At 33.1% G+C, this 12,963-nt stretch carries 9 protein-coding genes; 5 read left to right on the forward strand and 4 right to left on the reverse strand.

The features are described from left to right. The first annotated feature begins 123 nt into the window (after nucleotides 1–123). Complete coding sequence (locus ACQY29_RS11610; RefSeq protein ID WP_428225343.1) at nucleotides 124–2,175, forward strand: M43 family zinc metalloprotease; 2,052 nt, start codon at nucleotides 124–126, stop codon at nucleotides 2,173–2,175. Nucleotides 2,176–2,516: 341 nt separating this feature from the next. On the opposite strand, the gene kdsB is transcribed toward ACQY29_RS11610, so the two are convergent. From kdsB to ACQY29_RS11630, 4 genes are all read right to left on the reverse strand, one after another. After that, nucleotides 2,517–3,242 carry a 3-deoxy-manno-octulosonate cytidylyltransferase gene (gene kdsB / locus ACQY29_RS11615; protein ID WP_428225344.1) on the reverse strand — a complete coding sequence of 242 codons (726 nt, stop codon included), beginning with the start codon at nucleotides 3,240–3,242 and terminating at the stop codon, nucleotides 2,517–2,519. Between the two features lie 20 nt (nucleotides 3,243–3,262). Continuing rightward, a complete protein-coding gene (locus tag ACQY29_RS11620) occupies nucleotides 3,263–4,684 on the reverse strand; it encodes an ATP-dependent DNA helicase (protein ID WP_428225345.1) in 1,422 nt (473 codons plus the stop codon). Between the two features lie 143 nt (nucleotides 4,685–4,827). Beyond that, nucleotides 4,828–7,026 (reverse strand): ATP-binding protein, encoded by a 2,199-nt coding sequence (locus ACQY29_RS11625; RefSeq protein ID WP_428225346.1) that lies wholly within the window; start codon nucleotides 7,024–7,026, stop codon nucleotides 4,828–4,830. Between the two features lie 126 nt (nucleotides 7,027–7,152). Beyond that, nucleotides 7,153–8,634, reverse strand: coding sequence for a DUF2254 family protein (locus ACQY29_RS11630; RefSeq protein ID WP_428225347.1), 1,482 nt, complete (start codon nucleotides 8,632–8,634; stop codon nucleotides 7,153–7,155). Between the two features lie 97 nt (nucleotides 8,635–8,731). Between ACQY29_RS11630 and ACQY29_RS11635 the strand changes: the two genes are divergently transcribed. The 4 genes from ACQY29_RS11635 (at nucleotide 8,732) to ACQY29_RS11650 (ending at nucleotide 12,953) form a co-directional block, all read left to right on the forward strand. Beyond that, the gene (locus ACQY29_RS11635; protein ID WP_428225348.1) at nucleotides 8,732–10,114 is read left to right on the forward strand and encodes a DUF1800 domain-containing protein; all 1,383 of its coding nucleotides are present in this window, start codon (nucleotides 8,732–8,734) and stop codon (nucleotides 10,112–10,114) included. 118 nt (nucleotides 10,115–10,232) lie between these two features. Then, the gene (locus tag ACQY29_RS11640; RefSeq protein WP_428225349.1) at nucleotides 10,233–11,405 is read left to right on the forward strand and encodes a DUF1501 domain-containing protein; all 1,173 of its coding nucleotides are present in this window, start codon (nucleotides 10,233–10,235) and stop codon (nucleotides 11,403–11,405) included. Between the two features lie 70 nt (nucleotides 11,406–11,475). Continuing rightward, on the forward strand, nucleotides 11,476–12,369 hold the full coding sequence (locus ACQY29_RS11645; protein WP_428225350.1) for an EamA family transporter: 894 nt from the start codon (nucleotides 11,476–11,478) through the stop codon (nucleotides 12,367–12,369). Beyond that, on the forward strand, nucleotides 12,369–12,953 hold the full coding sequence (locus ACQY29_RS11650; RefSeq protein ID WP_428225351.1) for an alpha-ketoglutarate-dependent dioxygenase AlkB family protein: 585 nt from the start codon (nucleotides 12,369–12,371) through the stop codon (nucleotides 12,951–12,953). The genes ACQY29_RS11645 and ACQY29_RS11650 overlap by 1 nt, the downstream gene beginning before the upstream one ends. The last annotated feature ends 10 nt before the right edge of the window (nucleotides 12,954–12,963 follow it).

Raw genomic sequence — 12,963 nt, forward strand, 5'->3', positions numbered from 1 at the left:
TTTTATGCTTATTTCTAAAAGATTAATTAAATTAACGAAATAGAAATAATTCTATACAATACAAACAATAATATATAATAATAATCATATATTTGTATATCAAACATAAATACCTCTAAATTTATGAAATATATAAAATTATCTTTATTCTTAATCAACTCACTATTTATTAGTAATTTTGGATATTCGCAAAATAATCACTTTTGCGGACAAAGTGATTATCAACAAAAACTTTACAAAGAGTATCCTAATTTAAAACCTGAAGTTAATCCTAGTTTTAAAAAATTAGAATCATTCACGCAACAACATATTCTTGATCAAAGAAAATCAGATGCTTCAAAAAGAGTGAATGTCGCAAACTTAACAGTAGGTTTTGATTATATCATACCCGTAGTAGTACATGTAGTTCATAATAATGGGTATGAAAACCTTTCCGACAAAACTATTGAACGTGCTATAGAAATGCTTAATTCATTTTATGCCGGTACTTCTGCTTTTGATAAATATGAAACTCAATCATTTTTAAATATAAGAGGAGGATTTAATGGTAATGGAAAAAAACTACGATTCGTTTTAGCAAAATTCGACCCTAATGGTAATGCAACAAATGGTATTCACCGTGTTGTAGATTCTTTTTACACCCTTAGAGGTGATTATAATGGTATGCGACAAGCCTATAACTGGCCACGAAAAAACTATTTTAACATATACATAGTAAGGCAGGCTGTGCAAAATGATGGTAGGTCTGGTTTTGCCACTTTCCCATTTGAAGTAGACACCCAAGCTACTGCTTATTTAGACGGACATATAATGAGTGCATGGGCATTTGGTGAGCATGAAAACACCTACCAAACTTGGTATCATAACCTGGCACACGAAGTTGGTCATTGGCTAAATGTTTATCACATATGGGATCAAATGAAAAATAATGGCGATTTCACTAATTGTTCTTCTGGAACTGACTTAGTTGCTGACACCCCTCAAACTACAGGTAATCAATTGGCTGACTTTGATAATCGACCAGCACCAGGTACCACAGATACTTGTATTACTCAAAATGGAATAGATAACTATACCAACATGATGGATTATACAGCTGCTACCTACGCTATGTTTACACAGGGGCAAAAAGATCGAATGACTGCCTGCTTAGAATCTAACGTTGCTGAACGTAATAATTTATGGTCAAAAGACAATGTTTTAGCTAAGATATATGGTTGTACCACAGGACTTGATTCAGATAATGATGGTATACCTGATAGTTGTGATCCCTGTCCAACAAGCGCAACAAATGATGCCGATGATGACGGTGTATGTGACACTGCAGATCTTTGCAATGGTTTTCCTGATGTAAACCTTGATGCGAATCCCAGTCAATCAGATGCATGTGATCCGCTATTACCTATCATAAATTTTAACACTACACCATATGTAAACTATGACGCAACACTGGATAAAGGTGTAGGTTTCACATATGATAATGGAGCTACTTTGCATACCTCTATTAACGCTTGGAAAGCTGTAGCTAAAAACTATACAATTACACCTAACACAGTAATTGAATTTGATTTTAAAAGTACAATCCCTGGACAAGCCCACTATATAGGTATAGATAATGATTTACTTGGAAATCCGCTCTATAGATACAAACTATACGGCACAAATAATGATACAAATACCTCAACGGTAAATACTAATTTCAACACTTATACCAATGCGGATTTACATAACTATAAACACTATAAAATTAACATAGGACAATCCTATACTGGAAACATAAACTATTTAGTATTTGCTGCTAAAAATTCCTTATTAGACGAAACAAATACATGGAATGCCAGTAACACATTTAACGGAACTGGGAGCTATAACGATGCAACTTCATTCTTTAGAAATGTAAAAATTTACGAAAGCACCATTTTAGCAGATGAGAACTTTGAATTGACTGAAAACAACATATCAATATACAGTAATCATCAAAATTTATTTATTGAAACCAACAAAGAAATTGAAGAAATAGAAATATTTAATTTATTAGGACAAAAAATAAAAGAAGTCAAAAATATAAATTCAAAAAATTCACAAATTTCATCAATTACAGAAAAAATGATAATAGCTAAAGTAAAATTTATTGATGGCACAATCAATACCAAAAAGGTGATAGTATATCAATAATAAATAGTTTTCAAAAATGCTTAAAAAACTATACTGCAATCTAAAATTCATTAGTTTTTTTACTTTTAATATGAATTAATATCCAACCTAATTGAAGCGGTGTTAGTTTTCTGAAGTGAAATCAAACACTATTAAATTTGATGATTATATGATAACAAAAAAGGCTGCCCAAATTTTTGGACAGCCTTTTTGTTAATTCTAGTAATAATAGTCTTCAACAAAACCTTTTTTAATTCATAAATAAGTCGTAAAATTTTATTTTATTATAGATTTTCAAAAAACAATAAGTAAAGGATACTATCTTATAAACCTTAAAATCTTTTATATTATTTTTTCAATAACTAAACTAAAAGTCTCGCTTTTTCCAAATCTTCAACCGTATCAATACCAATACTTCCATGGGTAGTTTCAACCATTCTGATGCGTTTACCATATTCTAAATAGCGAAGTTGTTCCAACTTTTCAGAAGCTTCTAAAGACAACATCGGCAGACGATAAAAATCCATTAAAGCTTCTTTTCGGAAGGCATAAATACCAATGTGTTTCATATAACGTACCCCTACATTTTCTTCTCTCGGATATGGAATCACGGAACGGGAAAAATACAGCGCAAAGCCCTGTTGATCCACAATTACTTTTACATTATTAGGATTTTCAATCTCCATTTTATCTTTGATTTCAAACATCAATGAAGCTAAATCTACTTGTTTAGCCTTGTCGTTTCTGAAAACTTCAATTAATTCTTTAAGTGGCGTGGCATTAATAAAAGGCTCATCACCCTGCACATTAATAACAACGTCTACATCCATATTTTCAACTGCTTCGGCAATACGGTCGCTACCACTTTCGTGTTCCTTGATACTCATGATGGCTTTACCTCCATTCGAAATAATTTCATTATAAATTAAATCCGAATCGGTTACTACAAATACATCATCAAATAATTGAGTTGCCATGGCCGCTTCATAAGTACGACGAATTACAGTTTTGCCACCTAAATCTTGCATTAATTTAGCAGGAAAACGCGTAGAAGCATAACGGGCTGGTATAACGGCGATTATTTTCATTATTTTTTTTTATTTAACTATTAATAAAAAAACTCATCTTTAAAACCTATCAAATATAATTTATTTTTCGCACGAGTTACGGCGGTGTACAACCATCGCACATAATCTCTATCAATACCATCAGGCAAATACGGTTGTTCTATAAATACCGTATTCCATTGACCACCTTGCGATTTATGACAGGTGATGGCATACGAAAACTTTACTTGCAAGGCATTGAAATATTCGTTGTTTTTAATTTTAAGGTACTTTTTATATTGCGCGGTTTCGTTTTCGTAATCTTTCATTACTTCCTGATACAAACGATTAGACTCTTCATAGGTTAACGAAGGGGATTCACTCATCACAGTATCCAAAAGTAATATCGTATCAAATGCTTTTTGATTAGGATAATCGACCATGCGAATCTTTACCACGGCAAATTTAAATCCATATAACTCTTTGATAGAACGAATTTCTAAAACCTCAATAATATCTCCATTGGCAATAAAACCGGCTTCATCCGAATCTTTAAGCCAAAAATAATTATTTTTAACTACCATTAGCAAATCTCCAGCAGAGAGTTCACTTTCTTTTCCCAAAATTTTGGCTCGGATTTGTTGATTGTATTGATTAGCTCTTTTGTTAGAACGTACAATGAAAGTAGTATCTTCAATGCTGTAATTACTGTACGCCTGATTGATGGCATCTTGAATGTCGTATCCATCGGTTAAACGAATAATATCTTTAAATCCTTTTAATTTAAACTGAAATTCAGTCATAAAACTATCTTTCAATAGTTCACGCAATTCGGTCGCATTATAGAGTATTCCTGAATTTTCTTCTTGACGCATAACTTCATCAAGCTCAATAGCATACACCTCTTTATCATAATTTAAACTTAAAGTATCTAAATTAAGCGCAGGAGATATATCTAGATTGACAGGCGGCAACTGCGCAGTATCACCTATCAAGAGCATTTTGCAATTTTGCCCAGAATATACATACGAAATTAAATCATCAAGCAAAGAACCGTTTTCGTACATTTTTGAATCAGAGTCCACATCAGAAATCATGGAGGATTCATCCACTATAAAAATCGTATTGGTGTGTTTGTTTGTTTGCATGGTGAAACTCACTCCACCACCACTCCCTTTTTTGGGATAATAAATTTTTTTATGAATGGTAAAAGCAGTTTTGTTAGCATAATTGGCAATCACTTTAGCTGCACGTCCCGTTGGGGCCAACAATACATACTTTTTATTTACCACAGCTAAGTTTTCGACTATAGTTGAAATAAGGGTTGTTTTTCCTGTACCTGCATAGCCTTTTAAAACAAAAATTTCGTTTTTATTAGGACTTTCAATGAATTCGGCTATTTTTCCAAAAAAAACATCTTGCTTTACAGTGGGTTGAAAAGGGAATTTTTTTCGTAAAGTACTGTATAACAAAGAAGCCTTCATGCGTGGTAGAAATTTGATTTTAGGGATTCAAAGATAATTGTTTTAATACGATTTCTTTCTTAAAATAATTATTAAACAAAATAAATTGGAATAAAAAAAAGTCTCACTCAACAATAATTTGTCTATAAAATATTTCCCTATCTTTAGTTTATTTCTGCATGTAATCGTAATAAATTGTACAATTTTTCAATTTCAAAAGGTTTATAAATGATACCCGAAAAATATTTAGCAAAATTTTCATCCGTATCTGCTAAAATATCAGCGGTTAGCGCTAAAATAGGAGTTGGCACATTCAAGTTTTTCGTTTCTTTGATTTGTTTAGACGTTTCAAAACCATTCATTATAGGCATGTGAATATCCATAAGAATAAAATCAAACTTCTTTTCTTGGCATAGTTTAACTGCATCCATCCCGTTATTAACATAATCAATCTGCAGTTCCCATTTTTTCAATAATTTTGATAATAACACCGCATTCATTTTGGTATCATCAACAATAAGAACCGATTTTCCTTTCAATTGGCTCTTTTCTGAAATTTCTTCGTGAATTTCTTCTGCTTTTTCTAATTCCAATTGAAAATAAAATACGGAACCTTTTTTGGGTTCACTTTCCAGATGGATTTCCGTTTCGTGCAATTCGGCTAATTTTTTTACAATAGCCAAACCTAAACCAGTCCCCCCTTGCTTTCGTGTCAAATAGGGCTTAATTTGCGAAAAACTATTAAAAATTTCCTTTTTATCAGTTTCTTTTATTCCTTCACCCGTATCGGTAACTTTAAACTGAATGATATCTTTAGTCGCTAATTGGTCTATCAACTCTAATTGCAACATCACTTGCCCCGAATCTGTAAATTTGACCGCATTACTGATTAAATTACATAAAATTTGAGACAACTTTGTTTGGTCTATCCAATAACAATTCGTGATTTTGATATTGGTTTCATATTTCAATGCTAATTTTTTCTCATTAGCCAAACGCTCAAAAAGTTCAATGGAATTCTGACAAAAGAAGTTCAAATTGACCGAAGTCCTTTCTAACTTAGCGGTGTGACTATCTAATTTATTAAATGCCAATACATCATTAACAATATTAATCAGATTTGTTGAAGCAAATTTCAAATTAGTAAGCATACGTTTACCCTCAAGCGTAACCTTGTCATCTAATAACGAAATAGAGGTAGTTATGGCATTCAAAGGAGTACGTATTTCATGGCTCATGACCGAGAGAAACTCTTGTTTTTGACGATAAGTTTCTAAATCTTCTTGATTTTTCTTTTCTAATAATTTTTGTCGTTCTCTATGCAAATGGGCTTCATTTTCTAACGATTTCATTTTAGTAATCAACTCATAACTTTCAATAACTTTCAACGTTTGCGTATTGATTACTACATCTTTTTCTTTCAAATGATTTTCCAGAAAACACAAGGCTTTATCATGAGCACCTAGCGCCTTATAAATCGTATATGCTAATTTGTTTAATTTAATAGAAGACATCGAAATTTGGAGTGCATTACTCAAATCTAACCCTTTGTGCACATACTCCAATGCTTTTTCAAAATCTTTATACTTGTAGTAATATTCTGCTAATTTTGTCAAAGTCATGGCAATCCCCGTATTCTCCCCCATGTCTTGATGCATAGCTAAGGCTTTAAAATAATAAAGCTCCGCTTTTTCTGCATCTTCTGCGTAATGATATACTTTAGCTTTACCATAAATCGCATAAGCTAAACCACGAACATCTTTGGTTTGTTCTTTCAATGCGATGGATTTTTCAATAAATTTCATGGCAAAATACAATTTGCCTTTTTTTACTAAAACCCCTGAAAGATTATTATATACGTTAGATTCTAAGTTGAAATCACCTACTCTCTTTGCATTCCGAATAGCTTTTTTGTATTCATTTAAGGCACTGGCCACATCACCAATAAATTCATAGATGGTTCCCAACGATTTTTCAGTTCGGGATTGATTGTAATAATCGCCATATTTTTGGTAAATTTTTAGTGCATCACTAAAATTCATCAAACCTAAATGATACTGATTCGTTTTATAATATACCCCTGCTAAACTATATTTAGCATCAGCCACGCCACGTTCGTCTTGTAACGTTTCAAAAATTGAAATGGCTTGTTGCGAATAAGCTGTCGCTTTATCCATTTCGCCTATAACCATATTATATAAGGCTAACTGACTAAAAGCCTTTGCTGTGAGTGGTAAGTTTTGAATTTCCTCAGCAAGCCCCAATGCTTTTTCAGCAATCACAATACTCTTCACCAAATTATTGACACGAATAGTATGTGCTTCTGTCAATAGAGTTTCAATTTGATTCACTTCTGGATTCATCTAAAAAAGGTACTTGTGGTTAAATTCTATTTCCGTATAAAATTAAAATAATTATGCTTATGGCTATCTAACTGTGCAAAAAAAGTAGTTCAATGTAATTTATTTCTGATAAGTATTTGCAGATGTTTAAAACGCTTCATTTATATTATACATAGCTAGAAAATCGAGTGTTTCTTTTTGTACAAGCGTAATCTCATTGTTGCAACACAGATGTTCCTGAATATAATAATGTAGTATTCCTTTTTCTTTTAAATGCGCAATTTGAGATAAAGCCTTTAACTGGAAACCTTTTAATTCTTTCCTGATAGTCAGAATTTTTTCTTTAGAAAAATTACCTTCTTTATTCTCAAAGTTATAAATGGATAACAAATCCATATCTTCTACTTCTTGGAGAAGAACCTTCAAATGAAATGGGTTTTCTACCGTAGGTACAATCAAGCGTAAAGTACGGAGGATTCTTTTTATAACTGTTGGGTCATTTTTGCCCCATTGAAAAATTTGGTCAAAACAAAAATCGACAAACTCATCATAGTTAAATTCATTGATATGAATATTTTTATGCATCAAATGTCTCGCTTCTGAGGACGGAAATTGACGGTCGGATAAATGTTTTAAAATCTCCCCAATTTGGTCAATACAATTCAAACACGTTGTGGGGTCATTAACGGCTGGAGAAATAGCTTTGATGGCAATATCAACCAATTTTCGTACCCCAAAATTTATATCTTGAGTATGACTTCTAAACACATTAACTAGAAAAGTCACTTCCACAAGGCGTTCCAATTCTTTTTTCAAATCTTCAGAAAAAGCAACAGCCTCTACCATTAATAGTACAGAAGTTTCTTTCATAATATACTCCCCTACCACAGGTTTTTGATAAACCGCATGCACACCATATTTTTTAAAAATAACTTCAAGCAGTTGCTCTAATTTCACATAATTCACGCTTTCTAAATACCCTGACTCAAAAGGACTCACAATAGAAAAAACTTTAGCCGTTGACGTTGCTTGCTGTCTTTTATAAAGTAGCTCCCCTCCTTTTTGCCAAACTTCACGATACAATCCATGAATTTCTTGCACCATTTCTTTTTTAATTTGATTGGTTATACTTGAAATATTCATATTTACACTCAAGTACGTAATCATTGACGGATAAGACCAAACCAAAGCGCGCAATGCCAAAAACGTTCCAATGACCAATGTCACTAAAAAGGGTTGATTAGGATACACTACCGAAGCCAATTGCGGTAAAATACACAGAGCCACCGTTCCCACAAACAAGGCAATAAAATGTTGTACTCGTAAATCATTGGCTAAAAAATGACGCAAAATACGCGGTGAAAATTGCGAAGAGGCTAATTGCATCACCACAAAAATTACCGAAAAAGTGGTTAGAGAAATTCCAATCACAATGGAAACCAAGACATTAACCACAGGAATCAAGCGTTGATAAATTTCTAATGATGCACTACCAAAAAATATTCTATTGCCGAGTTTATAATCTAGAAACAGTAACAATAATCCAAAAAAGAGTGCGTATACACCACTCATTATCGTTCCTAAATATTTAATGACATGTTCAGTTCTTCCTGTAAAGAAATTCCTCATCGTATGGTTCTATTTTGAAATCGTAAATTTAAACTTTATCAAACCAACTTTTAAACCTTTTCAATAAAAATTAGTCCAAGTATAAAATCTAAGTTTTATGCAAAAATCATCGCTTTGGTCCTTACGTTTAGGTTTTTCTAATCAACAAAGTTCAGCAATTGAGTCGTTGGGATTGGATTTGTTTTTAAAACATTCCTTTGAAACGAATTCCAAGACAATTGAACCCGAGTTTTTAGCAAATAGCCCTAAAAATATCAAGGAATTACGAGAAAGAAGAAAAAATTTAAAAGCTTCAAGTCCAGAACAAGTAAAAGAAATGGTAGTTCAAGAAGCCAAGATTTCAAACGAAATGAAAGCCTGGTGGATTGACAAAATGATGACCGAAAAATATCCTTTGCGTGAAAAAATGACTTGCTTTTGGCACAACCATTTTGTGGCTACCTTCCAAAAAGTAAAAGTCAATCATTGGATTTTTGATTACAACCAACTCCTACGCGAAAATGCTTTTGGCAATTTTAAAGATTTGACCAAAAAAGTACTTAAAAGCAATGCCATGGTTCGTTATTTAGACAATGTTGATAACAAAAAAGGGAAAATCAATGAAAATTTGAGTCGGGAGTTATTAGAACTTTTCACTTTAGGCATTGGCAATTATACCGAAGAAGATATAAAAAACGGCGCAAAAGCCTTGGCTGGATTAGGTATTGGAGAAAAAGAAGCGATGTATCGTCGTAATTTTGAAGATAACGATACAATTACTTATCTGGGCAAAACAGGTAAATTCAAAGCAGATGATTTGGTTGATATCATTTTCGAACAAAAAAACATTCCGTATTTAATCACCAAAAAAATCTTACAATGGTTTATTTATGATGCCCCCAAAGAAGCATTGATAAAATATTACGGAGACTTTTTCAAGAAAGTAAATTTTGAAATACAACCGCTTTTAACCAAAATCATTACCGAAGAATTTGCAAAAGAAAATGCTGGTTCAAAGATTAAAAACCCTTTGGAATTCATTTTGCAATTGGTTGACGCCTTGCAAATCGATGTAAAAAACAAAAAAGCCATTGTTTTTTTCTTGAAAGAACAAGGCATGGATTTATTCAATCAACCCAATGTAAAAGGTTGGGAAGGTGGTAAAACATGGCTTACCTCACAAATTTATTTGCAACGTCAAAATGTTTGCGATTTAGTTCTACAAGGAAAAACTTTTAACCGACGATCGGTAAGTAAAGACAAGGAGAATGAGGCAATGAACCTAACTTTTGTCCCAAAATTTAATTGGAAAGGGGTTACAAATAAAGAAATCATTCAGCACATCACAGACCGGTTTTTATTTATGGTAGATGAAAACAATCAAAAAGATTTTGAAGCCGTTTTGAAGTACGATTTCAATCCAGAAGCTCAAAATGCCAATCAAGCTGTTTTACGTTTATTTAACGCTATTACCAAAACACCCGAATTTCAACTCATATAGTTAATGGTTTATTGTTTTTAGTTAATTGTTCCATGAATACTGAAATTTAACTACAAACCAGAAATATTTCACAAACTTTTAAACTTTAAACATATAAACTTTTAAACATTTTAAAAAAATGAACAGAAGAAATTTTTTATCGCTCACAGGTACTTTCACAGGAGGTATGCTTCTTTTACCTGATTTTCTATATGCTTTTGGTTCACAACATCAATCAAATTTGGTAGTGGGTGAACAGTGTTTGGTTTTTATTCAATTGAATGGTGGCAATGATGGTTTGAATACTTTTGTCCCATTTGACGACCCTAATTATTATTATAACCGACCAAAAATTGCGCTTTCAAAAGACGAGGTAATAGGCAAAAACAAAGGCATGGCATTTCATCCCGCTTTAAAAAGTTTTGCCCAAATACAACAAAATGGTGATTTGACCGTGCTTCAAAATGTAGGCTATCCCGAACCGAATCGTTCGCATTTTCGTAGTCAAGAAATTTGGCAAACCGCTTCAGCATCGAATCAATACGTAAATGAAGGCTGGTTGGGCAGGTATTTGGATTTACAATGCCACGAACACACGCCAACGGCTGGAATAAATCTAGACAGTATAGACAATTTAGCGTTAAAAGGCAACGAACCCAATGCCATAACTGTAAAAGACCCGATCCGTTTTAAAGCTAAAGAAAACAATGAAGAAAGTGTCACTTTATCCAATAATCCTCAATTGGATTTTGTTAGAAAAATAGCCAATTCGGTGACGGAAGGTGCTGAAGAAATTCAAAATGCTTTAGCAAAATCGACCTCTGAAAATTCGTATCCTAAAACGGGGTTGGGTAAAAATCTTGAATGGATTGCCCGCTTAATCAAAGGCAATTTGAATTCGAAAGTCTATTATACTTCTTTGGGCGGATTTGATACGCATGACAACCAATTGGCCATTCATAAAAATAAATTAACCGAGTTAAATGATGCTGTTTTTAGTTTTTACACCGATTTGAAAAACGCTAAACTATTGCAAAACGTGACATTGGTAGTTTTTACCGAATTTGGAAGACGCGTGAAAGACAACGGCAACGGTACCGACCATGGTACGGCAGGCCCTATGTTCATCATTGGCGGAAATAACAAAGGCAACGTACTAGGCAAAAATCCTGATTTGACCAATTTAGACAACGGTGATTTGAAATTTGAAATTGATTTTAGAAGTGTTTATGCCACACTTTTACAGCAAAAAATGAATTTTGACGCGAGTAAAATTGGTATTACCAACAAGCAATTATCAAGTATTTTTTAAAAAACTATTAACTCATAACTATAAACTCATAACTATGTAGTATCTTTGCCGGCTTTTTAATTTTGAAAGAATGTTGAAGAATAGTATTTTAAAGGGAGTATTTTTAGTAGGATTAGGTGCTACAAGTTATGGTATGTTAGCCACTTTTGTAAAATTAGCCTACAAAGAAAATTACACCACAGCCGAGGTTACTTCCTCGCAATTTATTTATGGAATTTTAGGAATGTTATTGATAAATGCTTTCCAAAAATTAAAGAAAAAAGAAGAGGTAATCAAAGCTACCCCAACCAACATCATGCATTTGATGCTTGCGGGAACTTCGTTAGGTATGACCAGTGTTTTTTATTATTTAGCGGTAAAATACATTCCTGTTTCTATTGGTATCGTTTTATTAATGCAAACGGTTTGGATGGGTGTTTTACTTGAGTGGTTTTTAGACAAAAAAGCGCCATCTGTACAAAAAATCGTATCGGTAGGAATCGTGTTAGTAGGAACAGCCTTAGCCACCAATCTATTTAATAAATCTTTAGCTTTAGACTGGAGAGGAATTTTATGGGGCATGTTAGCAGCTGCTTCATTCACGACCACCATGTTCACCGCTAATAGAATTGCTTTGGGTATTTCATCAGCGCAACGCAGTTTGTATATGTTGTTAGGAGGCGCTGTAATTGTATTTGGATTTTCAATCGCGACACAAGTTACCCCGTTTAACTTAGGTATTTTCACCAAATGGGGCATCGTATTAGCCTTATTCGGTACTATCATTCCTCCTATCTTGATGAATGCAGGATTTCCTCATACAGGTATTGGTTTAGGAAGTATTGTATCTTCATTAGAATTACCCGTTTCCGTGATGATGGCCTTTATGATTTTGAATGAAACTGTTGTTGTCACACAATGGATTGGAATAATTTTGATTATCTTAGCCATAGTGATTATGAATCTCAATTGGTCTAAGAAATAATGTTATTCCCTGAGAATATATTACCTGATGCCGAAATAGAATATATTCCGGCATTTTTTTCATTTGAAAAAGCCCAAGAACTCTTTGAAAAATTAAAAACCGATATCATTTGGCAACAAGACACTTTAACCGTTTTTGGAAAAGAGTATTTGCAACCGCGTTTAACAGCCCTATATGGCAATGAAGGCAAACCGTATGGGTATTCCAATATTGTGATGCAACTTCATGATTGGAATCCGTTATTAATGTATATAAAAGAGGAAGTTGAAAAAGAATGCCAAGAAATTTTTACAACCGTTCTGCTCAACTACTATCGCAATGGTCAAGACAGTATGGGGTGGCATGCCGATAATGAGAAGGAATTGGGACGTAATCCAATTATAGCGTCACTTACTTTTGGTGCAGAAAGAAGCTTTCAACTCAAACACAATACCATTGAATCAGCCAAACAAAACATTACACTGGCTCATGGAAGCCTACTCGTTATGAAAGGTACCACCCAACACTTTTGGAAACACCAAATCCCAAAAACACAGAAACCAGTGGGTGGTAGAATTAATTTGACCTTTAGGATAATAAAATAACCAATGATTT

It is taken from the genome of Flavobacterium sp. (assembly GCF_965262375.1).
Taxonomy (GTDB): domain Bacteria; phylum Bacteroidota; class Bacteroidia; order Flavobacteriales; family Flavobacteriaceae; genus Flavobacterium.